Below are 23,611 nucleotides of genomic sequence, written 5' to 3' on the forward strand. Positions count from 1 at the left end.
CGATGGTCACTCTGGCCTGCATCGATCGCTGTTGGCGCGTCGACTTTTCAGACAGAGCCTAGCACCGGGGAGGGCGACATTGAACTGCACCTCGTCAGCGACCACGTTGAGGCTGAAGTAGCGCTGGTAGTAGTCCGTTTGCTCGAAACAGTCAGGCGCGATTTCGCTCAAGCGTACGAGACCTTCACGCTGGCTCTCCCGACTGGCGATGTAGAAGGGATCGAGCAGGTAAAGGCCATGCAGGTAGTCCTGAAAGAGCCGGTCGGGTGCACCGTCGTCGCCGGGACTTTCGGCCAGCACCTGCGGGCGCCCCTCGCTAAAGATCAGTGCCACCCAACTGTCATGGTGTACGTACTGCTCCAGCGTGCGGGCCATGGCACGCCAGAAATGCGGGCGATCAAGCGCTTCGATGAGTTCGGCCACGGTGTGATGGAAGGCGATGTCGTGCAAGGTCATGGTCATCTGTCTACCCCTATGGGGTTACCCCGCGTGCGTAATTCCGCCTGTGTGACTCCGCCGCCATACTCGACTCCGGACGGTGGGGTGTCCGCATTCTGTGTTTGCCCCCCACCTGATGCAACAACAAGAACGGAGCCCCATCATGCAAGTTGAACTCGCTCAGCTCACCGGTCGTGATGGTGATACGGCCTACAATCTCGCCCAGGCCCTGCAGGCCATCGCGGCGTGCAGGGCGGGCACTCGCCTGTTGGTGTTCCCGGAGACCTACCTAACGGGTTTTCCGACGCCAGAAAACGTTGCCGTCCTGGCTGAGCCTTTGAATGGCCCGAGTCTGACCGCTATCGGCAAGGCAGCGGCTGCGCGTGGGGTGGCGGTTGCCATCGGCTTTGCCGAGAACGACGACGGTACGTTCTATAACACCACTGTGTTGATGGACGGGCGGGACATCGTGCTGACCTACCGCAAGACGCACCTGTGGGCGTCGGATCGCGGTGTGTTCGCGCCGGGCGATCGCTACGCCACCGCGCTGCTCGACGGCGTGCGGGTCGGGCTGCTGGTGTGTTTCGACATCGAATTTCCCGAGAGCGCCCGTGCCCTGGGTGAGCTCGGCGCTGAACTGCTGATCGTTACCAACGGCAACATGGATCCCTACGGACCGACTCACCGAATCGCGATCATGGCACGGGCGATGGAGAACCAGGCCTATGCGGTCATGGCCAACCGCGTCGGAGCAGGGGACGACGGCCTGATATTCGCCGGTGGTAGCGCGGCGGTCGACCCCAACGGCAGCCTGCTGCTGGAAGCCGGTCGCGAGCCTTGCACACAAATCATCGACCTGGACTTTCATCGTCTGACGGAGGCCCGCCGCGACTACCGCTACCTGGAAGAGCGCCGCCTAACGCTGCCAGGTAAGCGTATCGACCATGCCAACGGTGTGCGTGAGCTACTGATCCCCTGACATTTTCCTTCTGAAGGGCGCCACAGACGCGCCCGTTGCGGCCTTGCCGCGCACTTTTGCCGACTTCGGTCCTGCCATAAAAACTTATAAAGTGGGAGAAACAAGTTATGGCTCGTCTGCAACGATCCCTGTCTCTAGGCGCGGTGGTGCTGTTCGGCATCGCCTACATGACCCCGATTATCGTGCTCGGCACGTTCGGCATCCTTGCCGAGATCACCCACGGCGCCGTATCGGCGGCCTACCTGGCCGCTGCAGTGGCGATGTTCTTCACCGCGCTGAGCTACGCCCGCATGGCCAAGCTGTTTCCGGTAGCCGGATCGGCCTACAGCTATGTGCGTCACAGCATCAGCGATCACCTCGGATTCATTGCCGGCTGGGCGGTGTTGCTCGACTACCTCTTCCTGCCGATGGCGATCTGGCTGATCGGCGCGGCCTACCTTCATTCGGCATTCCCGCAACTGCCCCAGGCGCTCTGGGTACTAACGTTCATCCTGGTCACCAGCGTGATCAACATCGTGGGCCTGCACCTGGCCAAGGGCATCAACAGCGTACTGATGCTGGTGCAGTTTCTGGTACTGCTGGCTTTCGTGGCGCTATGCGTGCATTACGTGCTGGGCGACGCCAGCAAGCCGCTGTTGTCGTTGCAACCGTTTCTGGGCGAGGGCGTAAACCTGTCCCTGGTGATGGCCGGCGCGGCGGTAGCCTGCTACTCCTTCCTGGGCTTTGATGCGGTCAGCACCCTGATTGAGGAAACCCGCTACCCTCAGCGCACCATTCCCAGGGCAATCCTGCTGATCACCCTGATCGGTGGACTGATCTTCGTGGTCACGGCCTATTTCGTTCAGCTGGCCCATCCGTCCACCCTATTTGAAAGCAGCGATGCGGCCGCTTACGAGATCGCGCGCAATATCGGGGGTGACCTGTTTGTGTCGGTCTTCCTGATCGGGTTGATCGTGGGCCAGCTCACCTCGGGCTTGTCGGCGCAGGCCAGCGCCTCGCGCCTGATGTTCGCAATGGGCCGTGATGGCGTGCTACCCCGGGCGCTACTGGGCACCCTGAGCCCGCGCTTCGGTACGCCGGTAGGCGCTATCCTGGTCTGCGCGGTAGTGGCGCTGCTAGCACTGAGGCTCGATGTCACCACCTCGACCTCATTCATCAACTTCGGCGCCTTTCTAGCGTTCAGCCTCGTGAACCTCTCAGTGATCGTTCACTTCGCACGCCAGCCGCAGAAGCGTGGCCCCCTACAACTAGTGCTCTACCTACTGTGTCCGCTCATCGGTATGTTGGCGACGCTCTGGCTGATGATCAGCCTTGATCGCTTGGCGATCATGCTTGGCTGCAGCTGGCTGCTGCTCGGTGGACTCTATCTGGCTTGGCTGACGGGAGGTTTTCGCAGTCGCCCGCCCGCACTTAGTTTCGAAGCTGAGCAAGGGTAAGTAACACGCTTTTCGCTGCACGGGGCAGGTACCCAACCAAGCCGACGAAGGCGTGTGAGTACATCAGCTTCGCCGGTGGCCACATACCTAACCAGTGCCGTGTCGGCTGCAGGTAGCCCCTATGCACTCAGCTCACGCCGGCCAAGGTTTGGCGTCAGGAGCTGGCGACAGGGTTTAGGGGTGGCACCCAAAGCACGCCTGGAATGAAGCTGGTGTGTGGATCACAGCCGCCTACCGCGTTTAACGACTGACCCTTACGCCAAGGCCCTGCGTAGATCAGCGCGTTAGCGCTCAGGACACCACTTCGACGCGAACCAGCCCCTGCTGTCTGAAGGGGGTCAGGACCTCGCTCGCCGTCGCATCGGTGATCAGCGTCCAGTCCGTCTTGAGCGGCGTCCAGTGTTGCTGGCGATCACGGCCGAGCTTGGTCGAATCGGCGAGCACGAAGACCTCCGCGGCCTGCTGGATCATCAATTCCTTGAGGTAGGCCTGCTCGGTGCTGGCCTCGCAGAGGCCGCGGCCGGCGACCACACCATCGGCGCTGAGAAAGACCTTGTCGGCCGACAGTCGCTCCAGCATGGTGAAGGCTGCCGGGCCGAAGGTGGACATGCTGCCGGGGCGGAGGTCGCCGCCGAGCAGGGTGACGTGGCCTTCGGGCAGGTCGCGCAGCAGCGGCACCGCCAGCAGGTTGTTGGTGATGACGTGCAGGCCGCGTCTTTCGTTGAGCAGCTTGGCCAGGGCGGCGGTGGTGGTGCCGCCGTCCAGCACCAGGGTGTCGTGGTCGTTGATATGAGCCAGGGCGGCGCGGGCGAGCAGGGCCTTTTCCGGACCGGACTGGTTGCTGCGTTGCTCCAGCGACGGCTCCGGCTCGCGGGTGCCGATATGGGTCGCCCCACCGTAGGTGCGCAGGATCTGGCCTTCTTCCGCGAGGGCAGTCAGGTCGCGGCGGACCGTGGCTTCCGACACCTCCAGATGCCGGCACAGGGTTTCGACATTGGTGTGACCGGCTAGAACCAGTTCGAGGATGGCCTGGCGACGTTTGGCGACCTTCATGGGGAATCCATCGGGAAAGACCGCGCTACTCTAGCGCAGTCGTGCTTCCCCCACATCACAGCGAGGCGCCGCCGCAGACCGTCAGCGTCTGGCCGGTAAGGGCGCCGGCATCGGGGCCGAGCAGGAAGGCGGTCAGGCCCGCGACCTCTTCAGGCTGCACGTAACGGCCCAGCGGGGGCAGCCGCGGTGGCGTGCCGGCGCGGCCCGGATCGCGCAGCATGGGCGTCTCGGTCGCCCCGGGCGCCACCAGATTTACGGTGATGCCACGCGAAGCCAATTCCAGCGCCCAAGAACGCACCAGGCCCACCAGGGCTGCCTTGGTGGCGGCGTACTGGCTGCGTCCAGCCGCGCCTTGCATGGTGCGGCTGCCGATCAGCACGATGCGCCCGCCCGCGGCGAGGCGCTCGATCAGGCGATCCACCAGCCGGCTGGCCACGGCGACGTGCAGGTGCCACATGGCGGCGCCATCGGCCGGGTCCAGGGCGCCCAGCGGCGCGGTACGCATGAAGCCGGCCGCATGGATGATGGCATCCAGCGGACCGCTGTCGGCCAGCACGGCGTCCAGTGCCTGGTCATCGGCCAGGTCGACGCCAATCCAGGTCAGCGCCGGATGTTTGTGCTCGGGCGGGCGGCGGCTGAGGCCGGTCACCTGCCAGCCCTCGGCGAGCAGGCGCTGGGCGATGGCGGCGCCGATGCCGGAGCTGACGCCGGTAATCAGGGAATGAGGCTGAGTTGTCATCGCCGTCTCCTCTAACGCAGCGCGGCCAGCGGCAGGCGGACGTGCTTGATGCGCTGACGAAAGTAGGTGAAAGCCAGGTGGAGATCACCGTCGGGCGCCTGCACCAGGCTCGGATAGGAGTACTCGCGATTGAGCTTCTCGGTGGAGTTGTTGGTCAGGCAGTAGCCATCGCCGGCCTCGACGTCCAGGCGCCGCCAGCTCTGACCCTCGTCCGTGGACACGGCCAGGCTCATGGGGCCGCGCGGCACGCCCCAGACAGCGCTGCGTTCACCGTCCTTCGCCACCGGATCGACGCGGCTGTCGCCATCGTCGATCTCGTCATAGAGCGAGGCGCGGCGCTCGCTGTAGTCGGCGGCGCTGGTGGGGTTGTAGGCCACCACCAGTTCGCCGCTGGTGAGGCGAACGAACTGGATGGAGGAGTTGTTGTTAGGCAGGACCGTTGGAGTCGGTGCGCTCCACGTGCGACCGCCGTCCTGGGAGCGGCTGGTGTGGATGAAGTCGGCCCAGCGACTGCGGAACAGCGCCAGCAGGCTGCCGTCACCTAGCCGCTGGATATTCATGTGCACGCAGCCGGTACTTTCGGGCACGGCATGCTCGATCCAGCTGCGGCCCTGATCGCCTGAAATCAGCACGGCGCTGGTGTCATGGCTGCCCACCCACTTCTCGCCGGGGCGGGCGATGCAGTGGAAGATCGGCAGCAGCCAGTCGCCGTTGGCCAGCACCACCGGCGGCTGGCGGACAAAGGTCCCGGGGGTGTCGATCAGGGTCTCGATGGCGCCCCAGCTGTGGCCGCCATCGGTGGACAGCCGACGCCGGACGATGGCGGTGTCCTGGTTGCCGGCCACCTGGGCCGTCCACAGCAGCCACAGCGGACCGTTCGGCGCCTGGAACAGGATGGGATTCTGCTCGGAGCGAGTCGGGTTGTCCGACAGCTGCACGGGCTCGCTCCAGGTCCCGCTCGATGGATCGCGGCGGCTCAGCAGGACCGAGATGTCGGCCTTGCCTTCCTGGGTGCCGGCGAACCAGGTGCATAGCAGGATGCCGTCAGGCTGAGCCAGCAGGTTGGCGGCGTGGTTCTGTGGATAGGGTGTCGGCAGGAAGCTGTCCTGACGGCCGGCGATGGCGATTTCAGTGGTGGACATGGGGGACCTCGGCAGGGGCGGCTTTGGCGGCGGACTGGGGGAAGAGCCGTTCGATGAACACGACGATAGCGGGCGTCGCCAGGGCAACGTACATGTTGTCGATGCCATAGGGGTTGCCCAGCAGATACCAGACGCTGGTGGTGATGGTCGAGGCCAGCAGGCCCAGGGTCGCGCCGCGATTGGTGGCGAACAGCGGCAGGTAGATGGCGATCATGGCGATCACCGCGATGGACAGGCGCAGCGCCCGGGTAAAGAACGACAGGTTGAGGATCTCGGGCACGAAGAACACGAAGAACAGCGGCACGAAGCCGATGATCAGCGAGATCACCCGGGTGGCCTTGAATTCACGCTCGGGCGTCGGCTTGCGCAGCGGCACGTAGAAGTCGCGGACCACCAGCGAGGCGATGGCCAGGGCCACGGTGCTGACGCTGACGAAGATGGAGGCGACCAGGGAAATGGTCACCACGCCGGCCAGCACCGGGTGCATCGACTGCAGGAAGACCGGCAGGGCGTAGAGGCTGCTCATTTCCGGATGCAGGTACCTGGACGCGACCCCGATGAAACCCAGCGCCAGGGAGATGGGAATGCACAGCAGCGAGGCATGGAAGGTGGAGCGTTGCGCGGCGCGGGCATCCTTGGTCGAGGAGATCGCCTGGATAATGAACTGGGTGGAGAAGATCGCGCCGACGGTACCGATGATCCAGGCGAAGATCTTGCTGCCGCCAATGGCGCCGTCCCAGGTGAAGTAGTGCTCCGGCATGTTCTGCATGACCGGGGTGAAGCCGCCGGTCATGTGCAGGGCCACGCCCGTGACGATGAGCACGCCCACGTATTTGACCGCGGTGTGCAGGATGCTGACGTAGGCCACGCTCTTCAGCCCGCCGAACGCGTAGTACAGGGTACTGACGATGGCGGTGATGAAGGCCGCGGTGGGCAGGTTGATCTTGAGTACCGTGGCGATGGCCGCGGCGCCGCTGACGTAGTTGCCCACGTTCACCAGCAGGAGGGCGTAGATCATGATGATCGACACCATCAGCTTGGTGGACAGGCCGTATTTCTGGGCGATGAAACCGGAGATGGTGAATTCGCCGGAGGCGTAGAGCTTGCGCGCCATCAGCAGGCCGAACAGTGGAAAGCCGATGGCCGCGGCGATCACCGACCAGGAGGCGGCGAAACCACTCTCGAAGGCGGCCTGGGCGGTGCCCACCGTGGACTTGGCGCCGATGAATTCCGACATCATCAGGATGCCCACCACGAAGGCCGGCATGCTGCGCGCGGCCACCATGAATTCGCCGCTGGTGCGGCTGCGCAGGCGGATGCTGAGCCAGGTGGTGAAGAGAATGTAGACCACCACCATCCCGATGATGATGGCGGTGCTTTGCACGTCGAACGTCTGCATGGAAATCGCTCCGTGTTGTTGTTGTACGAGCTTTTTCACAGGGCGCCGGCAGGCCGCCGACGCCCTGGGCGAGGAACGTCAGTGGCTGGGTTGGCCGGCGCCCAGCAGGTCCGCCTCCGGGGCATCGTCGGTGACGATGGGTTCCACCCGGCCGAGCAGGAACAGGTAGTTGAGGATGGCTGCCACGATCAGCGCCGCCGAGAACAGCAGGGCGATGTTGAAGGAGCCGGTGGTGGCGACGATGAAGCCGGTGACGATGGGGCCGACCACGCCGCCCATGTTGGAAACCGAGTTCTGCAGGCCGGCCAGCATCGAAGTCATGCCGCGCGGGGCGATATCGCCGGGCATGGCCCACACCTGGGTGGCAGCCACGGTGGTGCCGGACTTGGCGATGCACAGCAGCACGATGGCGATCCAGGCCGACTCGGCGAAGGCGGCCAGGCCGATGCAGGAGGCCATCAGCAGGCCGACGATGAGGAAGGTCTTGCGGATCGTGGTCAGCGAATAGCGGCCACTGCGGTAGATGCGGTCCGACAGCCAGCCGGCGAAGACTTCCACCACCATGGCGATCAGCAGCGGCAGCGCCGCCATGAAGCCCATGGAGATGAGGTCCATGCCCTTTTCCTTGACCAGGTAGGTGGGCAGCCAGGTGATGAAGAAGTAGGAGTTGTAGTTGATGAAGAAGAAGCCCAGGCACATGGCCCAGACGTTGCGGTAGCGCAGCAGCTCGTACCAGCGCATGGCCGGCTTCTCGCCATTGCCTTCGCGGCGCCGCTGGCCTTCGCGGATGTAGCGCAGCTCGGCCTCGTTGATGCGCGGGTGGTCTTCCGGATCGTTGCGGTAGAAGGCGAACCAGGCCAGGGCCCAGAGGATGCCGAGGGCGCCGCTGATGACGAAGGTCAGCTTCCAGCCGAACACCGCGATCAGGCCGACGATCAGTGGCATGGCCACCGCGCCGCCGAACTTGGAACCGCTGTCGAAGATGCCCGAGACGGTGGCGCGCTCCTTGTCGGGAAACCAGCGCGAGGTGATGCCGGCGTTGCTCGGGTAGGCCGCCGCCTCGCCGATGCCCAGGCCGATGCGCAAGGCGAACAGCGACTTGAAGCCCGTAGCGAGGCCGGTCAGGGCAGTCGCCAGCGACCACCAGAGCACCGCGCCGCCCAGCGTGGCCTTCTGACCGAAGCGGTCGGCCAGCCAGCCCGCGGGCAACTGCAGCAGGGCGTACGACCAGAAGAAGGCCGACATGATCAGCCCCATCTCGGTCGCGTTGAGGGCGAATTCCTTGCTGATGAAGGGGGCGGCGGCGGAGAGCACCACCCGGTCGATGTAGTTGATGGCGATCGCTGTCCACATCAGTCCGGCGATGATCCAGCGAATCCTGGTGGCCTTGTTGTTGTTATCCATGATCAGGTTCCGAAAGGGGTAGGGGGGTCAGGGGGCGACGACGACGGACTCCAGGGTGGTGCTGCCGGTAAGGGCGGCCACCACGTTGCGGGCGCAGGTGAGGCTGAGGATGTCCAGCGCGCCCGGGGTGTAGCCGGCGATGTGCGGTGACACCACCACGGTGGGCAGCCCGTACAGCGGGTGCTGGTTGGCCGGCTCGTCCTCGAACACGTCCAGGGCTGCGCCGCCCAGGTGGCCACTGTGCAGTGCCTGGTAGAGCGCCTCTTCATCGACGATGCCGCCGCGGGCGGCGTTGATCAGGTGGGCGCCCGGCTTCATCAGGCCCAGTCGCCGTGCGTCCAGCAGGTGGCGAGTGGCGTCGGACAGGCCGATGTGCAGGGTGACGAAATCGGCTTCGGCGAGGAGCTCGTCGAGGGCGTGAAACTCGATGCGTTCGCGGTCGGCGAAGGCCTGATCGGGATAGGGGTCATGGGCGATGACGCGCATGGCGAAGCCGCTGGCGCGCCGCGCGACTTCCTTGCCGATGCTGCCCAGGCCGACGATGCCCAGGGTCTTGCCGTGGACATCCGCGCCAAACAGCCGCGGCCACTCGCCGGCGCGGGTCTCCCGATCGGCGCGGGCGACCTGGCGGGCCGAGGCCAGCAGCAGGGCGAAGGTGTAGTCGGCCACCGCGTGGCGGTTGGAGTTGGGCACGTTGCACACGGTCACGCCGCTGGCGCGGGCCGCGTCGAGGTCGATGTTGTCGACCCCGACGCCGTGCTTGCACACCAGGCGCAGCTGCGGCAGGGCCGCGAAGGTGGCGGCGTCGAAGACATTGAAGGCGGTGATGGCCGCCTGGCACTCGGCGGCCGCGGCGATGAAACCCTCGGCATCGATGTCGGCGGGCAAGGTCACCACGTCGATGCCGTGGCGGGCCAGCAACTCCAGCGGTTCCCGGGAGTACTTGGCGAAGGAGGGCGAGGTGCAGACGACTTTCATGGTCAGGCTCCTCAGGCGGCCTGGCTGGCGCGATGCCGGCTGGCGAGTTCGGTGGCCTGGCGCAACGCCTCGATGAGGCTGCGCTCGTCGGCGATGCCCTTGCCGGCGATGTCGAAGGCGGTGCCGTGGTCCACCGAGGTGCGGATCACCGGCAGGCCGACGGTGACATTGACGCCCGCCTCCAGGCCCATGACCTTGACCGGCCCGTGGCCCTGGTCGTGGTACATGGCCACCACGCAGTCGAAATCGCCACGACCGGCGCGAAAGAACAGGGTGTCCGCAGGCAGCGGGCCTTCCACGCGCCAGCCACGGGCGCGCAGTTCGTCGATGGCCGGCTGGATCTTGGTTTCTTCCTCCCCGTAGCCGAACAGGCCGTTCTCGCCGGCATGCGGGTTGATGCCGCAGACGGCGATCAAGGGGTCCTGGATGCCGGCCCGCTGCAGGGTGGCGTGGGCGCGTTCGATGGTGCGCTTGACCAGGCCCGGCTCGATGCGCGCGATGGCATCGATGATGCCGATGTGGGTGGTGACGTGGATGACCTTGAGGATCGGCGTCATCAGCATCATCGACACCTCCTCGGTGCCGGTGAGGTGCGCCAGCAGTTCGGTGTGCCCGGGGAAGATATGACCGCCGGCGTGCAGGGCTTCCTTGTTCAGCGGGGCGGTGCAGATGGCATCGAGTTCACCGGCGGAGGTGAGCTGCACGGTGCGTTCGATGTAGCGATAGGCGGCGTCGCCGGCCAGGGCGGACAGCCTGCCGTAGGGCAGGTCGGCGGGAATCAGCCCGAGGTCGATGCAATCCACCACGCCGGGCTGGAAGCGCGCCTGATCGGGACGCTCGATGGCGTTGATCTGCAGGCGACCGCCGACGATGCGATTGGCATCCTCCAGGCGACCCGCGTCGCCGATGACCAGCGGGCGACAGCTGTCGTAGACCGAGGCGTGGGCCAGGGACTTCATGATGATCTCGGGACCGACGCCGGTGGCGTCACCCATGGTGATGCCGATGACGGGACGTTCAGACATGGTGGACTTCCTTCTGCAGGGAGGCCGTGGCGGCCTGTGCGGGTAGGCTGGCGCGCAGGTGGCGCCAGGCATCGAGGAGGGTGTCGGGTTGGCCGAAGCCGCCGGCCTTGGTCACTATCCGCAGGGCGCGACCGCGCCAGCGGGTGCTGGCCAGGGCCACGCCCGGGGCGAGGGCGCCGTGCAGGTCCAGCGCCGTGATGCCAGCCTGGGCGAGCAGGGCGCGTGCGGTCTCGCCACCGGTGGCCATGAGGGCGGCGGCCTCCTGCAGGGCGGGCTGCAGCAGTTCGGCCAGGGCCTGGCTCAGGGCCACGGCCTGGCGCGGGTCGCGGGCCTGCTGGTCAAGGCTCACCAGGACGTCTTCGCCGCAGGCGAGCTGCCGAGCGAGGGCTGCGGCCAGCGCGGTACGCTCGGCGGCGCGCTGCGGCTCCAGCAGCCAGGCAGGGGCCAGCCGCTGCCAGTGTTGGCCGCTCCCCGCCACCAGCCGCTCGGCCTGGGCCTGGGAGTGTCGTGACATGCTGCCCACCACCGTGAGGATCGGGCCGTCGCCATGAGGGCGGAGGGCGGTGTGGCCGGTCAGGCCCAGGGCAGCGGGCAGCGCCTCGGCCAGGCCTGCGGAGCCGACCCAGAACAGCTGCTGCGCCACGGGCGCGGAAGCCCGGGCCAGTGCCTCCAGGTCCGTTTGCCGCTCGGCGTCGCAGACCAGCGCGGGCAGACCACTGTCCAGCGCGCGGCGCAGGGCGGCGGCCAGGGCCACCGGCTGACGGAGGGTCGCGAGATCCAGCCGCGCACAGCTGACGCCGTGATCAGTCAGTTGAGCGACCAGATCGGCACTGCCGGTCAGTCCCTCGTTGCGCCAGACATCGGTCTGGTCGACCGGTACGCCGTCCAGGTACTGGATACCCCCCAGGGTGGTGCGGCCCAGTGCCGGGTAGGCGGGCGCGACCAGGGCCAGGCCGCGCGGGGCGAGGGCCGCCACCTCGGCGGCGACATTGCCACGCAGGGTGGAGTCGATCTTCTTGTAGAGCGCGGCGCCAGCCAACGCCGGGTGCCCAAGCAGCGCGGCGTGGCGTGCGGCCGCCGCACGCGCATCCAGTCGCCGGCTGTCCAGGTCCAGTGCCGTTACCGGCGCCTGGGCGTCCAGGGCCTCGGCGTCGAGCAGCACCCGGGTCGCCTGCGCCTTGGCAAAGCCCAGGGCGCAGTCGGCGGCGCCGCTGAGGTCGTCGGCCAGGATCAGCAGGCGGGTCATGGCAGCAGGCGCCGGTACAGCGCCTGGATGTCGTCCAGGCTCAGCGGCTTGGGATTGTTGACCATCAGCCGGGTGACCTTGGAGGCCGCCACGGCCATCTCCGGCAGGTGCTCCTCGCGCACGCCAAAGGCGGCCAGGTCCTGGGGGATTTCCAGGATGGCGGTCCAGGCGGCGATCTGCTCGATCAGCTGGTGCGCGGCGGCTTCGTCGCTGTCTTCCGCGCGGGCCAGGCCGCAGACCATGGCGGCGCGCTTCAGGCGCGGCGCGCAGCTGTCCAGGTTGAAGGCCATGACATGGGGCAGCAGCATGGCGTTGGCCACCCCGTGGGTGACGTGGAACTTGCCGCCGAGGGGATAGGCCAGCGCATGGACCGCCGCCGTACCGGCTGCGGTCAGGGCCACGCCGCCGTAGGTGGAGCCGAGCAGCATGTCGCTGCGGGCGCGCACCGAGTCCGGCTGCTGATAGGCCTCGACGATACTGCCGGCGATCAGGCGCATGGACTCCAGGGCAAAGGTATCGCTGACCGGGTTGGCCTTGTTGGAGATGAAGGACTCCAGGGAATGGGTGAAGGCGTCCATCCCGGTCGCCGCGGTAATGGCCTTGGGCAGGCTCAAGGTCAGCAGCGGATCGAGCAGCACGAGGGCGGGCAGCAGGTGGCGGCTGACCACGCCTACTTTCAGCTCTTCGTCGGGCAGGGTGACGATGGCATTGGGCGTCACTTCCGAGCCGGTGCCGGCAGTAGTCGGGACCAGCACGGTGGGCAGCCCGGCGCGGGCCACCTGGTCGATGCCGAGCATGGATCTGAGCGACTGCTCGTTGGTGAGCATGACCGCGAACAGCTTGGCGGCATCCAGTACCGAGCCGCCGCCGATGGCGAGCAGGGCGTCCGGTTGGCGCGGCGAGACCTGTTCGCGAAAGACCTGCTCGATGTTCTCAAGGGTCGGCTCGATCTCGACGTTGTCGATCACGGCCACGTCGATGTCGCGGGCGGCCAGTTGCGCCTTGACGCGCTCGGTCACGCCCAGGCCATGCATGGCGTTCTGGGTGACCAGCACCACGCGGCGCAGCGGGACATCGAGGAGGGCGAGCTTGTCGCCGAGCTGATCCAGGGCGCCGGTGCCATGGATCAGGTGTTTGACGGTCTGGAAATGATAGAGGGACATGGGCGCTCCGGGTCAGTCGCGATAGATGGCCAGTAGGCCTTCGAGCTTGTGCACCGTGGCTTCGTCCAGCGGCGCGACCGGGGCCCGGCAGGGGCCGACCGGGACGTTGAGCAGGTCGGCGGCCTTCTTCAGTACCGACGGCATGGTGCCCAGGGCGAAGGCATCGCGCAGCGGGCGCAGCTTTTCCTGGGCGGCGCGGGCGGTGGCGTGGTCGCCGGCCTGGAAGGCGTTCCAGATGGCCATGACGACCTGGGGTACCGCGTTGGCCGTGGCGGCCACCGCGCCATCGCCGCCGGCCAGCAGGTTCCAGTAGATGAGGGAGTCGGTACCGGCGAAGACGGCGAAGTCATCGCTGCGGTACTTCATCATCTGCACCAAGGAGTCGAAGTTGCCGGCGCTGTCCTTGATGCCCTTGATCTGCGGATGCTGGCTCAGGGCGGCCACGGCGCCGATGCCGATCGACATGCCGGTCTTGGCCGGAATGTTGTAGAGCATAAGCGGCAGTGGGGAGGCGTCGCCAATGGCTTCGTAATGGGTGATCAGCTCTTTCTGGCTGACGGCATTGAAGTAGGGCGTGATCACCGACAGGGCATCGACGCCGCGATCCGCCATTTTTTTGTTCAGTTCAATCACTTCATGCGTCGCGAAGGCGCCGGTACCGGCTACGACCGGGACCCGGCCGCCCGCGGCGTCCACCGTGAGCTCGGCGATACGCAACTTTTCGGCTTCGGAGAGGGCGAAGAACTCGCCGTTGGTGCCCAGTACGAACAGGCCGTGGACGCCGGCGCCAATCAGGTTTTCGATCAAACCGCGCAAAGCGTTTTCATCGACACGTTGTTGGGCGTCAAAGGGGGTAACGAGGGCGGGAACGATGCCGCGGAATTTCATGGTCATGCCTACCTTGTGATTGTTTTGATCACAATAAAGCATGTTTTGATCTAATCGATCAATAGCGGCCCGATGGTTTTGCGTGCTCGATGGGCCTGTGCACTTCAGGAAAGCAACCGGCTATTCCAGAGGTAACTGTCGACTCGGGTTGCTCGGCAATAGAGACGGGTAAGGCAACGGGAGCCTCGGCGCGTTACCCACGCGCCGCGAGGCGGGAATGTTAACGCTGCGTGCGAGGGGTAGCGCTGTCGGCTCGGGACAGCTATCTTGCTGATCCTTATGACAAAATTGTCATTCTGCAGTACCCGTTCCTGACCGAACGATCAGGATAGGTTGGCGGGGTCATCTCCCGGACCTCGAATCATGTCGCGCTTTCTTTCCTCTCTCACCCTCACGCTGCTGGGCGCTGCCTTGCTCGGCCAGGCGCAGGCGGCGCTGCCGCAGCACCCCGATCTCGACCTTGATGCCGCGCATCGTCTGGCGCAGGCCGCGCCCTGCAGCGCCGCGCTCGCGGTACTCGACCGCAGCGGTCAACCGATCCTCCTGCAACGCAATACCCGCGTCGGACCGCACAACGCCGAGGCGGCGAGGCGCAAGGCCTTTACCGCCCTGTCCACCCGCACCCCGTCGCAGGCGCTGGCCGAGCGCGCCCGGCAGAACCCGGATGCGGCCAATCTCGTCACCCTGCCCGAATTGCTGCTGCTCGGCGGTGGCATCCCCCTCTACGAAGGCGACCAGTTGGTCGGCGCCCTGGGCATCGCCGGCGCCGGCGGTGGCGGGGCGGACGAGCGCTGTGCGCTGGCGGCGGCTGAACACCTCAACCTCACCTCTCATCCTTGAAGGAGATCTCCATGAAGACGTTCGTACTGTTGTCGGGCCTGGCCCTGTCGGGCTTCGCGGTAGCCGCGCCCAATCCCCTGAGTGTCCATGTGCTCAACCTGGAGGACGGCAAGCCGTCGGCGGGGGTGCACGTGACCCTGGAACGCCAGGTAGGGCAGGGCTGGCAGCCGCTGGCGGAGGAGGTCACCAACGAACAGGGCCGGGTGCCGGCGCTGTTCCCCAAGGAAAGGACCTTCGAGAAGGGCGAATACCGGGTGGTCTTCAAGACCGGCGACTACTATCGCCAGCGGGGCCGTAGCGCCTTCTTCCCCGAGATCCCGGTGGTGTTCGACGTCACCCAGCCGGAGCAGCACTACCATATCCCGCTGTTGCTCAGCCCCTACGGCTTCAGCACCTACCGCGGCTCCTAGCGGCAGGGCCTCCCAGGCTGGCCAGAGTATCCAGCCTGGGAGGCGCCAGGGCAGCAGCGGTCATGACTCAAGGCCGGACTTTGTAAGGATCCGGATACAAGGTGGCGACGGACTTTTACCTGGGGTAGAAATCCAGCAGCGGCAGGTTCACGCACAATGGGCGACGGGGCCGCAGCGCTGTCCGGTGCTGGGCCCTGTCACGTGGCGCGTTCGCTAGTGGTCGATCGGCACGCCAGGTCTGGTCATCGTCACTCCGAGGAGTCGTACCTTGTACCTTTCACCCCTCTCGTTCCGCCCGACCGAAGCTGTGAGTTCGAGCGCTGGCGCCTTCGCCGCCTGGCGCAATGCCTACCGCGGCCCCGTGCTGCTGCTGGCCTCGGGGCCGTCGGCGGGCAGGCTCAATCTGCCGGTCTGGCGGGACATTCCGGTCATCACCATGAATGGCGCCATCGCCAAGTTGCTGGGCAGTCCCCTGAGTCCGCTGTTCTACGTCTGCAGCGATCTCAGCTTCGCGCAGCAGCAACCCGAGCTCTATCGGCAGGGACTGGAGCGGGCCACCCGGCTGGCGCTCTGGCCGGAAGCCATCCAGGCCCTGCCCGCGGAACTGGCCGCCAAGGCACATCCGCTGCACCGCGCGCCAGCCACACGCCTGGAGCACCACCTGGGTGCCGAGCAGGAACAGGCGCAACGGCTGCCCGCCTGGGTCAGCCGCCGCGCCCGGGATATCGGCTTCAGCTGCAACCTGGATTACGGCATCTTCGATGTCCGCACGGTGGCCTTCATCGCCCTGCAACTGGCCTATCACGTGGGGTTCACCGAGATCTATCTCGCCGGCGTCGATCTCGACAGCGACCGTCCGCGGTTCTACGAGGATGGGCGCTCGCCGGTGTCGCCCTGCGGCCTCGACGAGCACCTGCACAGTCGCATCCTGCCCGGCCTGCAGGTCATGCAGACCGCGATGCGCGCCGCGGGTCGCCAGGTGTTCAATCTGTCGAACTGCAGTCGTATCCCCGCTGACCTGATTCCGCTTGCCGATCTCGCCACCGTGGAAACGCGCTGGTTGTGGCGCCGCCGGCGTCAGCTTGGTTAGCGAACGATAGCCAGGCCGACTCAGCGCCAACCCAGGGTAAGACCCCAGACCACGGTGTAGCGCGTGGCCTTGGCCAGGGTTACCACCAGTAGAAAGCGCCACAGCGGTTCGCGCATCACCCCGGCCACCAGGGTCAGGGGATCGCCGATCACCGGCGTCCAGCTGAGCAGCAGTGACCACCAGCCCCAGCGCTGGTAGGCCGCCTGGATACGGGCAAGGCGTTGCGGCGACAGCGGAAACCAGCGGCGTTGGCGAAAGCGTTCGAGGTGGGTGCCCAGCCACCAGTTCAGCGTCGAGCCGGCGACATTGCCCAGCGTCGCGGCCAGCAGCAGGAGCGCCGTGGCATAGCGCTCGGTGAGCAGCAGCCCGGCCAGGGCCGCTTCCGATTGCAGGGGCAGCAGGGTGGCCGCGCCGAAGGCGAGGGCGGCCAGGCCCAGGTAGACGCTCAGGGCTTCCAGGATGAGGCTCCAGCGGGGAGGGCCATCTAGGGGCTGTCTCGGGTCGGGACGAAGCCGCCGGGCATAGCGCGAGTGGCCGGGCTACGCCGCCTCTCGACCCTGAGCCCTGGGGCTCAACCCAGCCGAGCGAGCCAGTCCGCGACCGAGTCCCCGCTGCTGATGTCGGGTTGCACCAGGCCGTCGATCATGAAGGTCGGCGAGACATGGATACCGTTCTGCCGGGCGTACTTGCAGTGCCACTTGATGGCGTGCTGCAGGTCCGGATTGGCGAAGGCGTCGGCCAGGGCCAGGCCGCTGTAGCCTTCCAGGCGCGCGATGATGTCGTTGGGCGTGGCGTCGCGGTTGGGGCCGGTGGCGTGATCCTTGAACTCGAATTCCTCGCGATGGGCTGCCACCGCGGCCAGCACCGCCTTGGCGCTCTCCCTGCCGCCGTCAAGGGTGGCGGCGGCCAGCACGCAGCGCACCACCACGCCGGAGAACAGGTGCCAGGGTTGGGATTGCAGGCGGATCTTCAGGGTGATCCGCTCAGGGCCGGCCTGGGCCAGCAGATCGTCGAGCTTGTTGAAGGCCTTGACCGAAAAGGGGCAGGTGGGCTCGAGAAAGACTTCGAAGGTGCGGGGGCCATGGCCCCAGGTGAGGGTGTCGGCGTACAAGGTAGGACTCCAATGGCGAGATGTTGGGGTTGAGACCGCATGTCGTCCCGGGCGTTTTGCCCCAATCGGGACGGCGCGGGATGCCTCAGGGAATCAGTCGCCGCCGCCGCATGTCCTCCAGGTGCGCGAGCAGGACCTCGTCCGATCTCAGGACCATCTGCCCGAAGCCGGCCTGCCGCGCCTTGGTCACATCGAAGATGGCGTCCTTCTCGACATGGAAGATGAAGTCGCCGAAGGCCCCAGGTGCGATCCGCTCGGGATCGGCCTCGGCCAGTCCTTCGTGTTGCGCCAGCGTCTGCCAGAGCGGCTTCAGCGCGGTCAGGCGCTGGGCCAGGGAGATGGGTTGCGGCTCGCCCACGTCCAGCCCGAACCAGTCGGCCAGCTGTGGCCAGACGTGACTCCAGCGAAAGACATCGCCGTTGGTGAGGTTGAAGGCGCCATCGCGCTGCTCTTCGGCGGCCCAGACCGCGGCTTCGCCCAGCAGCGGCGCGGCGGTGACGTTGACCAGGGCGCCGCGATAGGCCTGCTCGGTTCCGGGGAATTGCATGGCGGTGCCGGTCGCCTTGCACAAGGCGCCGTAGAGACCGATCAGGTTGCCCAGGTTCATGGCCGAACCCAGTGAGTGACCGATGACGATGTCGGGGCGCAGGGCGGTCCACCGGATGCCGTCGGCCTCCAGGCTGCGCACGAAGTCTTCATGGCGGAAATAGAGGTTGGGCGGGAAGTGGCGGCTGTCATCCTCGCGGGCTGGGGTCTTGTACACCCCCAGGTGGGCGCCGTAGATCTTGCCGCCCTGGACGAAGGTGATGCGGGCCAGAGGCGCGCCAGCGCTACGCAATGCGGCGATCAGGTTCTCCAGCATGGCGGCGTTTTCGTCCGCTTCGACGCCCGGGTCGGGGTTGGGCTTGAGGGCGCTGTAGAAGAGATGGGTCACGCCGGCGAGATCGACCTTGGCCGCGGCCAGGCTGGCCGGGTCCAGCAGGTCAGCGGTCAGATGAGGAAAGCGACTGGGTGCCTGTCGCGAGCGGCCGACGGTGATGATGGACCAGCCGGCCTTGGCGAAGGCTTCTAGCACGGCCTGGCCGATGATGCCGCTGGCGCCGGCGATGAGGAGTTGTCGTGCGGTCATGGGGTCTCCCGATAGCGTGGGTGGGCTGATGAAGGGGAGACCCAGGCAGAGGGCGATTTGTCCCCGTGTCGGGCTGGACGGTAGACAGACGAATGCCGGTGTCCTGCCCGCGCAAGCAGGGCTACTGTGAGAGCACTGCCTGCTGCCGCGGAGGACCTTGCCTTGACCCACCCGTCCCGTACGCCTGCCGTCCTTCAATCCTTGCTCGGCGAACTGGTCACTGCCCTGGATCTGTCTACCGCCCAGGCGGCAAACCTGCAGGTCCAGGGCAGCGACAGCCTGGACTCGTGCTTTCCGGTCAGCGAACTGGCCACGGCGGCGATCGGGGTCGCCGGCCTGGCCGCCGCCGACCTGCTGGCCGAGGGGGCACCCGCAGGTCCGGTGCAGGTGGACCGGCACCTTGCCGCGGCCTGGTTCAAGACCTCCCTGCGTCCCCTGGGCTGGGAATTGCCCGCTGTGTGGGATCCCGTCACCGGCGATTACCGTACCCGCGACGGCTGGCTAAGGTTGCACGCCAATGCGCCTCATCAACGGGAGCGCGCCCTCGCCGTGCTGGGCTGTGCCAACAACCAGGCCGACGTCGCCGAGGCCATGGCCCACTGGACTGGCGAAGCCTTGGAGACGGCCATCGTCGCGGCAGGCGGCTGCGCGGCGAGGCTGCGTACCCAGGTGGAATGGCAGGCGCATCCCCAGGGGCAAGCGGTGCGCGCCGAACCCCTGATCGCCCAGGAATGGACAGCCATTGCCACCGCGCGCGACTGGCGCCCCGATCCGCAACGTCCCTTGCGGGGCATTCGCGTCCTCGACCTGACCCGCATCCTCGCCGGACCCATCGCCACCCGCCTGCTGGCCGGGCTGGGCGCCGAGGTGCTGCGGATCGATCCACCCGACTGGGACGAACCGGCCCAGGGGCCCGAGGTGACCCTGGGCAAGCGCTGCGCGCGCTTGGACCTGCGCCGGCCGGCCGACCGGCGGGTGTTCGAAGCCTTGCTGGAGGAGGCGGATGTCCTGGTCCACGGCTATCGCGCCGACGCTCTAGAGCGGCTCGGCTATGGTGCCGCCGAGCGCCGGGCATTGAATCCGGCGCTGATCGACGTGTCCCTGTGCGCCTACGGCTGGAGCGGGCCCTGGGCCCTGCGGCGTGGCTACGACAGCCTGGTGCAGCTGTCCTGCGGCATCGCCGCGGCCGGGCGCGACTGGCAGCAGGCGCAGCAGCCGGTGCCGCTGCCGGTCCAGGCCCTCGACCATGCCACCGGCTACCTGATGGCGGCCGCCGTCATCCGGGGACTCACCGGCCGCCTGCGTGAGGGTTGTACGCTGAGTGCGCGCCTGTCGCTGGCGCGTACCGCCTGCCTGCTGACCGAGCATCCCGCCGTGGCCAGCGCACCCCTTTATACCGGCGTGCAGGACGCCGACTACGATGCCACCCCCGAGCCCACCGCCTGGGGGCCGGCGCTGCGGTTGCGCCCGCCGCTGCAGATCGGTGACCTGCGCCTGCACTGGCCGCGGCCGGCTACGCGACTGGGATCCGCGAGTGCGGCCTGGTCGACCGCAGGCTGAGCGGGTCAAGTCTCCAGGCAATAACCCACCCCATAGATCGACCGAATCAGCTCGCAGTCCGGGTCGAGGCGGTGCAGCTTGCGGCGGACGTTGCGCACGTGGCTGTCGACGGTGCGGTCGGTGAGGATGCGGTAGTCGGTGTGCAGGTGGTTGAGCAGCTGGTCGCGCGAGAGCACCTTGCCGGGGTGCTGGGCCAGGGTCGCCAGCAGGCGGAATTCCACCGGGGTCAGCTCCAGCGGCCGCCCGTTGAAGCTGGCCTGGTAGGTCTCGGTGTCCAGCTGCAGGCCGCTGGGTGCGGGCCGGCCGTCCGGCACGCTGCTGCGGCGCAGCACGGCCTTGACCCGGGCCACCACCTCGCGCGGGCTGAAGGGTTTGCAGATGTAGTCGTCGGCGCCCAGTTCCAGGCCGAGCAGGCGGTCGATCTCGTCGACCCGGGCGGTGACCATGATGATCGGCAGGACGCTGAAGGTGCGTACCGCGCGGCAGATTTCCAGGCCGTCGAGGCCGGGCAGCATCAGGTCGAGCAGCAGCAGGTCGGGTGGCGTGGCGCGGAGGGCGACCAGGGCCTGTTCGCCGTCGGCGTGCCAGTCGCAACTGAAGCCGGCGGCCTTGAGGTAGTCACCCAGCAGGGCGGCGAGCTTGGGTTCGTCTTCCACCAGCAGGATGGTCTGGCTCATGCCGGGCTCCGGTCAGCGAGGGCGGGCAACCGCAGTTCGAGCCAGAGGCCGCCAAGCGGTGATTCCCTGGCCTGCAGCTGACCGCCATGCACCTCGGCGATGCCGCGACAGATGGCCAGGCCCAGGCCGGCGCCGCCGCTGCGGCGGCTGCGCGAGCCTTCGACGCGGTAGAAACGCTCGAACAGCCGTTCGCGGTCGGTCGCGGGAACGCCGGGCGCGGAGTCCTGCAGATCGACCTGCAGCCGGTTGCCGACCGGGCGCGCGGCAAGGTGCACCTGACCAGGGGCTTCGGTGTACCTCAGGCTGTTCTCCAGCAGGTTGTAGAACAGCTGGCCTAGGCGCGCCTCGTCGCCGCGGATCAGCAGCGGGGCGTCCGGCAGCTCCAGCCGCAGTTCCAGGCCGGCCTGGCGATAGCGCGGGCGCCAGGCATCGGCGGTCAGCGCCAGCAGGGTCGCCAGGTCCAGCGGTTCGTGGCGGTAGGTGGGGCCGCCGACTTCGGCCAGCGACAATTCGAAGAGATCGTCCACCAGCTTGTTCAGCGAGCCGACCTCGGTCTGCAGCGACTTCAGCCCGCTGACATCCAGCGGGCGGATCCCGTCCTCCATGGCTTCCAGTTCACCCCTGAGCACCGCCAGGGGCGTCCGCAACTCGTGGGAGATGTCGGCCATGAAGGCGCGGCGCTGCAGCTCGTTGCTGGCCAGGACGCGGGCCAGGCGGTTGAAGTCCTGGGCCAGCTGGCCGGCCTCGTCGGCGGAGCGGATGGGTAGCTGGATGCCGTAGTCGCCGGCCGCCAGGCGATGGGTGGCGGCGGCCACGGTGCGGATCGGGCGCAGCAGGGTGCGGGCGATCCACCAGGCCAGGGCGGCGGCCAGCAGCAGGCAGACGAAGGCGATCACCAGGCTGGAGCGGATCTGGCTCTGCTGGAAGCGGCGGTCGCCGTCGCTGATGACGGCCTCGAAGGGCGTCAGCGCCAGCCAGCCGACCACCCGGCCCTGCCAGTGGATGGCCCGCAACAGCGGGACGGGCGGCAGGTCGCGAAAGCCGATCAAGTAGCGATGCTCGGCATCCAGCAGCGAGAAGCGCAGAAAGGCGCCGGTGAGATCCGACACCGGCGGGGAGGGGCGGACGCTGGTATTGGCGGGCAATTCCGGGCGCAGCAGCTGGATCCAGGCCTCGGGCGGGTGCTGGTTGAGCAGGAAATTCCAGTCGCCATGCTCGGCGTAGGCATGCTCGAAGCGCGGCACCAGGGCATCCAGCCGCTGTTCGGCCTGGCCGTTGAGATAGCCAAGGAAATCCCGCGAGAAACTTAAGTAAGAGGCCAAGGCCATGCCCAGCACGGCGAAGGCGCAGAGCGCCAGGGCGGCGAGGAAGACCTTGGCTGAGAGGGACAGGCGAAGCAGGCCCATGCGGATCTCGACGGCGGAAGGTAGGGGCACGCTAGCAGCTCCACGGGTGGCTGTCAGGGGGCGTCGGCCAGGCGCGCGGCCTGCCAGTCGCCACCCAGCGCCATCTGCAGCTGGACACTGGTTACCAGCTGGCTGGATTCCAGTTGCAGCAGGCTCTGCTCCTGGCTCAGCTGGGTCGCCTGGGTGGTGGCCACGTCCAGGTAGTCGATGATGCCGGCCTCGTACTGGTCGCGGGTCACGCTGGCCGAATCGCGGGCGGCGGCCACGGCGCGGCGCTGGGCGGCGAGTTCGGGGCCGAGCACGTGCAGCGCCACCAGGTCGTCCTCCACCTCGCCCAGGGCGGTGAGCACCGTCTGGCGGTAGCTCGCCACCTTGGCGTCATAGGCAGCGCGGGCCTGGTCGACGCCGGCGCGGGTGGCGCCGAAGTCGAACAGGGTGCCGGAGAGGGTCGGTCCCAGTGACCAGAAGCGGCTCGGCGTCTTGAGCAACTCGCCGAGCAGGCTGCTCTGGTAGCCGCCGCTGGCGCTCAGGGTCAGGTCGGGGTAGTAGGCGGCGGTGGCCACGCCGATGGCGGCATTGGCGGCGGCCACCTGGCGCTCGGCCTGGGCGATGTCCGGACGGCGCTCCAGCAGGGCGGTGGGCAGGCCGGCGGGAATGTCCGGCAGCCGGGCCTGCCACCGGGGATCGGCGGCCAGGGCGAAGTCCGCGGGCGGCTTGCCCAGCAGCAGGGCGATGGCGTGTTCCAGCTGGGCGCGCTGGGTGGTCAGGGCCAGCCGATTGGCGTCGGCGCTCTCCAGCTGGGTCCGTGCCTGGGCGAGATCGGCACGGGAGGCGAGCTGTTCGTCGTACTTGTTCTGGATCACCGCGAGATAGCGCCGGTAATCGGCCAGGGTCTGCTCATAGAGCGCCAGGCGCCGATCCAGCACGCGCAGCTGGAAGTAGTCCTGGGCCAGTTCCGCCTGGGCGCTGAGGGTGGCGTTGGCCAGCTCGGCGGCGCTGGCCTGGGCACTGGCGCGGTCTTCTTCCAGGGTGCGGCGCAGCCGGCCCCAGAGGTCCAGGTCCCAGCTCAGGCCGAGACTCAGGCTGTCGGCGTTCCTGACCGTGGCGCCGCCGGCACTGGTACTGCCGCTGTCGCTGTCGCTGCTGCTGGAGTTTTCGCTGCGGGTGGTCTTGGCGTCCAGGGTGGCGCTGGGCAGGGTCTCGGCGCGGCTTTCGCGGACCAGGGCGCGTGCCTGGCGATAGAGCGCCTGGTACTGGGCGACGTTCTGGTTGGAGACCGCCACCTGGGTCAGCAGGGCGCTGAGCTGGGGATCGTCGTAGCGTTGCCACCAGGCGCCCTTGGCCTGGTCGTCGCGCGGATGGGCGGCCTTCCAGCCGGCCGCCTCCTTGAATTGCGTCGACAGCGGGGCGCTGGGCCTTTGGTAGTCGGGCCCCACGGTGCAGCCGGCAAGCAGGGTCAGCAGGAGCAGCGGGGGCAGGAGGCGCAGGAGCGGCATGG

General features: G+C 67.4%; 22 protein-coding genes and 1 pseudogene. 6 read left to right on the forward strand and 17 right to left on the reverse strand.

The window, feature by feature from the left end; genetic code table 11:
- Positions 1 to 48 precede the first annotated feature (48 nt).
- A pseudogene (locus tag GSQ95_RS20085) lies at positions 49 to 462 on the reverse strand (helix-turn-helix transcriptional regulator); the annotation flags it as partial.
- Between the two features lie 139 nt (positions 463 to 601).
- On the opposite strand from GSQ95_RS20085, the gene GSQ95_RS20090 reads away from it, so the two are divergent.
- Together GSQ95_RS20090 and GSQ95_RS20095 are read left to right on the forward strand one after the other, a co-directional pair.
- On the forward strand, positions 602 to 1,417 hold the full coding sequence (locus GSQ95_RS20090) for a carbon-nitrogen hydrolase family protein (protein WP_158895171.1): 816 nt from the start codon (positions 602 to 604) through the stop codon (positions 1,415 to 1,417).
- Between the two features lie 107 nt (positions 1,418 to 1,524).
- Positions 1,525 to 2,853: an APC family permease gene (locus GSQ95_RS20095; RefSeq protein ID WP_158895170.1), complete on the forward strand. Its 1,329-nt coding sequence runs from the start codon at positions 1,525 to 1,527 to the stop codon at positions 2,851 to 2,853.
- A gap of 291 nt (positions 2,854 to 3,144) precedes the next feature.
- Here the strand turns inward: GSQ95_RS20095 and GSQ95_RS20100 are convergent, their stop codons facing one another.
- From GSQ95_RS20100 to dapA, 10 genes are all read right to left on the reverse strand, one after another.
- Positions 3,145 to 3,906 carry a DeoR/GlpR family DNA-binding transcription regulator gene (locus GSQ95_RS20100; RefSeq protein ID WP_133859595.1) on the reverse strand — a complete coding sequence of 254 codons (762 nt, stop codon included), beginning with the start codon at positions 3,904 to 3,906 and terminating at the stop codon, positions 3,145 to 3,147.
- Between the two features lie 55 nt (positions 3,907 to 3,961).
- Positions 3,962 to 4,645 (reverse strand): SDR family NAD(P)-dependent oxidoreductase, encoded by a 684-nt coding sequence (locus tag GSQ95_RS20105; RefSeq protein WP_158895168.1) that lies wholly within the window; start codon positions 4,643 to 4,645, stop codon positions 3,962 to 3,964.
- Positions 4,646 to 4,656: 11 nt separating this feature from the next.
- Positions 4,657 to 5,787, reverse strand: coding sequence for an exo-alpha-sialidase (locus tag GSQ95_RS20110; protein ID WP_158895166.1), 1,131 nt, complete (start codon positions 5,785 to 5,787; stop codon positions 4,657 to 4,659).
- Positions 5,774 to 7,186, reverse strand: coding sequence for a sodium:solute symporter family protein (locus GSQ95_RS20115; protein WP_158895164.1), 1,413 nt, complete (start codon positions 7,184 to 7,186; stop codon positions 5,774 to 5,776). The genes GSQ95_RS20110 and GSQ95_RS20115 overlap by 14 nt, the downstream gene beginning before the upstream one ends.
- Before the next feature lie 78 nt (positions 7,187 to 7,264).
- Positions 7,265 to 8,590 (reverse strand): MFS transporter, encoded by a 1,326-nt coding sequence (locus GSQ95_RS20120; RefSeq protein ID WP_158895162.1) that lies wholly within the window; start codon positions 8,588 to 8,590, stop codon positions 7,265 to 7,267.
- Between the two features lie 27 nt (positions 8,591 to 8,617).
- The gene (locus GSQ95_RS20125) at positions 8,618 to 9,568 is read right to left on the reverse strand and encodes a phosphoglycerate dehydrogenase (RefSeq protein WP_158895160.1); all 951 of its coding nucleotides are present in this window, start codon (positions 9,566 to 9,568) and stop codon (positions 8,618 to 8,620) included.
- 11 nt (positions 9,569 to 9,579) lie between these two features.
- Entirely contained in the window at positions 9,580 to 10,593 is a 1,014-nt protein-coding gene (pdxA, locus tag GSQ95_RS20130; RefSeq protein ID WP_158895158.1) for a 4-hydroxythreonine-4-phosphate dehydrogenase PdxA, read from the reverse strand.
- Positions 10,586 to 11,839, reverse strand: coding sequence for a four-carbon acid sugar kinase family protein (locus GSQ95_RS20135; protein ID WP_158895156.1), 1,254 nt, complete (start codon positions 11,837 to 11,839; stop codon positions 10,586 to 10,588). Before GSQ95_RS20135 ends, pdxA begins: the two co-directional genes overlap by 8 nt.
- Positions 11,836 to 13,002, reverse strand: coding sequence for an iron-containing alcohol dehydrogenase (locus GSQ95_RS20140; protein WP_158895154.1), 1,167 nt, complete (start codon positions 13,000 to 13,002; stop codon positions 11,836 to 11,838). The genes GSQ95_RS20135 and GSQ95_RS20140 overlap by 4 nt, the downstream gene beginning before the upstream one ends.
- Before the next feature lie 12 nt (positions 13,003 to 13,014).
- Positions 13,015 to 13,890 carry a 4-hydroxy-tetrahydrodipicolinate synthase gene (dapA, locus tag GSQ95_RS20145; RefSeq protein WP_158895177.1) on the reverse strand — a complete coding sequence of 292 codons (876 nt, stop codon included), beginning with the start codon at positions 13,888 to 13,890 and terminating at the stop codon, positions 13,015 to 13,017.
- Positions 13,891 to 14,253: 363 nt separating this feature from the next.
- Here dapA and GSQ95_RS20150 point away from each other — a divergent pair, with 363 nt between their 5' ends.
- From GSQ95_RS20150 to GSQ95_RS20160, 3 genes are all read left to right on the forward strand, one after another.
- Positions 14,254 to 14,730: a heme-binding protein gene (locus GSQ95_RS20150; protein WP_158895152.1), complete on the forward strand. Its 477-nt coding sequence runs from the start codon at positions 14,254 to 14,256 to the stop codon at positions 14,728 to 14,730.
- Between the two features lie 11 nt (positions 14,731 to 14,741).
- Positions 14,742 to 15,140, forward strand: coding sequence for a hydroxyisourate hydrolase (uraH, locus tag GSQ95_RS20155; protein ID WP_158895150.1), 399 nt, complete (start codon positions 14,742 to 14,744; stop codon positions 15,138 to 15,140).
- A gap of 307 nt (positions 15,141 to 15,447) precedes the next feature.
- Positions 15,448 to 16,230 (forward strand): lipopolysaccharide biosynthesis protein, encoded by a 783-nt coding sequence (locus GSQ95_RS20160; protein WP_158895148.1) that lies wholly within the window; start codon positions 15,448 to 15,450, stop codon positions 16,228 to 16,230.
- A gap of 20 nt (positions 16,231 to 16,250) precedes the next feature.
- On the opposite strand, the gene GSQ95_RS20165 is transcribed toward GSQ95_RS20160, so the two are convergent.
- The 3 genes from GSQ95_RS20165 to GSQ95_RS20175 all read right to left on the reverse strand — a co-directional run bounded on the left by GSQ95_RS20165 (position 16,251) and on the right by GSQ95_RS20175 (position 18,470).
- Positions 16,251 to 16,688, reverse strand: coding sequence for a YqaA family protein (locus tag GSQ95_RS20165; RefSeq protein WP_158895175.1), 438 nt, complete (start codon positions 16,686 to 16,688; stop codon positions 16,251 to 16,253).
- A gap of 113 nt (positions 16,689 to 16,801) precedes the next feature.
- Entirely contained in the window at positions 16,802 to 17,341 is a 540-nt protein-coding gene (locus tag GSQ95_RS20170; protein WP_158895146.1) for a thioredoxin domain-containing protein, read from the reverse strand.
- Positions 17,342 to 17,426: 85 nt separating this feature from the next.
- A complete protein-coding gene (locus GSQ95_RS20175; protein ID WP_158895144.1) occupies positions 17,427 to 18,470 on the reverse strand; it encodes an SDR family oxidoreductase in 1,044 nt (347 codons plus the stop codon).
- 162 nt (positions 18,471 to 18,632) lie between these two features.
- Here GSQ95_RS20175 and GSQ95_RS20180 point away from each other — a divergent pair, with 162 nt between their 5' ends.
- A complete protein-coding gene (locus GSQ95_RS20180) occupies positions 18,633 to 20,030 on the forward strand; it encodes a CoA transferase (protein WP_158895142.1) in 1,398 nt (465 codons plus the stop codon).
- A 5-nt stretch (positions 20,031 to 20,035) separates the two neighbouring features.
- Here the strand turns inward: GSQ95_RS20180 and GSQ95_RS20185 are convergent, their stop codons facing one another.
- Genes GSQ95_RS20185 through GSQ95_RS20195 form a run of 3 tightly spaced genes read right to left on the reverse strand, consistent with a single transcriptional unit; the run spans position 20,036 to position 23,609 of the window.
- On the reverse strand, positions 20,036 to 20,707 hold the full coding sequence (locus GSQ95_RS20185) for a response regulator (RefSeq protein WP_158895140.1): 672 nt from the start codon (positions 20,705 to 20,707) through the stop codon (positions 20,036 to 20,038).
- Entirely contained in the window at positions 20,704 to 22,113 is a 1,410-nt protein-coding gene (locus tag GSQ95_RS20190; protein ID WP_158895173.1) for an ATP-binding protein, read from the reverse strand. The genes GSQ95_RS20185 and GSQ95_RS20190 overlap by 4 nt, the downstream gene beginning before the upstream one ends.
- A 53-nt stretch (positions 22,114 to 22,166) precedes the next feature.
- Positions 22,167 to 23,609: an efflux transporter outer membrane subunit gene (locus GSQ95_RS20195; RefSeq protein ID WP_158895138.1), complete on the reverse strand. Its 1,443-nt coding sequence runs from the start codon at positions 23,607 to 23,609 to the stop codon at positions 22,167 to 22,169.
- Positions 23,610 to 23,611: the final 2 nt, after the last annotated feature.

Source organism: Pseudomonas sp. BAV 4579 (genome assembly GCF_009765395.1).
Lineage (GTDB): Bacteria > Pseudomonadota > Gammaproteobacteria > Pseudomonadales > Pseudomonadaceae > Chryseomonas > Chryseomonas aestiva.

What these genes read in the sequence shown, in the direction of transcription:
- GSQ95_RS20150 (WP_158895152.1), top strand. Translation starts at nt 14,254, where the DNA reads ATGTCGCGCTTTCTTTCCTCTCTCACCCTCACGCTGCTGGGCGCTGCC.
- GSQ95_RS20095 (WP_158895170.1), top strand. Translation starts at nt 1,525, where the DNA reads ATGGCTCGTCTGCAACGATCCCTGTCTCTAGGCGCGGTGGTGCTGTTC.
- GSQ95_RS20090 (WP_158895171.1), top strand. Translation starts at nt 602, where the DNA reads ATGCAAGTTGAACTCGCTCAGCTCACCGGTCGTGATGGTGATACGGCC.
- dapA (WP_158895177.1), bottom strand. Translation starts at nt 13,890, where the DNA reads ATGAAATTCCGCGGCATCGTTCCCGCCCTCGTTACCCCCTTTGACGCC.
- GSQ95_RS20125 (WP_158895160.1), bottom strand. Translation starts at nt 9,568, where the DNA reads ATGAAAGTCGTCTGCACCTCGCCCTCCTTCGCCAAGTACTCCCGGGAA.
- GSQ95_RS20135 (WP_158895156.1), bottom strand. Translation starts at nt 11,839, where the DNA reads ATGACCCGCCTGCTGATCCTGGCCGACGACCTCAGCGGCGCCGCCGAC.
- GSQ95_RS20190 (WP_158895173.1), bottom strand. Translation starts at nt 22,113, where the DNA reads ATGGGCCTGCTTCGCCTGTCCCTCTCAGCCAAGGTCTTCCTCGCCGCC.
- GSQ95_RS20120 (WP_158895162.1), bottom strand. Translation starts at nt 8,590, where the DNA reads ATGGATAACAACAACAAGGCCACCAGGATTCGCTGGATCATCGCCGGA.
- GSQ95_RS20195 (WP_158895138.1), bottom strand. Translation starts at nt 23,609, where the DNA reads ATGCCGCTCCTGCGCCTCCTGCCCCCGCTGCTCCTGCTGACCCTGCTT.
- uraH (WP_158895150.1), top strand. Translation starts at nt 14,742, where the DNA reads ATGAAGACGTTCGTACTGTTGTCGGGCCTGGCCCTGTCGGGCTTCGCG.
- GSQ95_RS20105 (WP_158895168.1), bottom strand. Translation starts at nt 4,645, where the DNA reads ATGACAACTCAGCCTCATTCCCTGATTACCGGCGTCAGCTCCGGCATC.
- GSQ95_RS20185 (WP_158895140.1), bottom strand. Translation starts at nt 20,707, where the DNA reads ATGAGCCAGACCATCCTGCTGGTGGAAGACGAACCCAAGCTCGCCGCC.
- GSQ95_RS20100 (WP_133859595.1), bottom strand. Translation starts at nt 3,906, where the DNA reads ATGAAGGTCGCCAAACGTCGCCAGGCCATCCTCGAACTGGTTCTAGCC.
- GSQ95_RS20115 (WP_158895164.1), bottom strand. Translation starts at nt 7,186, where the DNA reads ATGCAGACGTTCGACGTGCAAAGCACCGCCATCATCATCGGGATGGTG.
- GSQ95_RS20175 (WP_158895144.1), bottom strand. Translation starts at nt 18,470, where the DNA reads ATGACCGCACGACAACTCCTCATCGCCGGCGCCAGCGGCATCATCGGC.
- GSQ95_RS20140 (WP_158895154.1), bottom strand. Translation starts at nt 13,002, where the DNA reads ATGTCCCTCTATCATTTCCAGACCGTCAAACACCTGATCCATGGCACC.
- pdxA (WP_158895158.1), bottom strand. Translation starts at nt 10,593, where the DNA reads ATGTCTGAACGTCCCGTCATCGGCATCACCATGGGTGACGCCACCGGC.
- GSQ95_RS20110 (WP_158895166.1), bottom strand. Translation starts at nt 5,787, where the DNA reads ATGTCCACCACTGAAATCGCCATCGCCGGCCGTCAGGACAGCTTCCTG.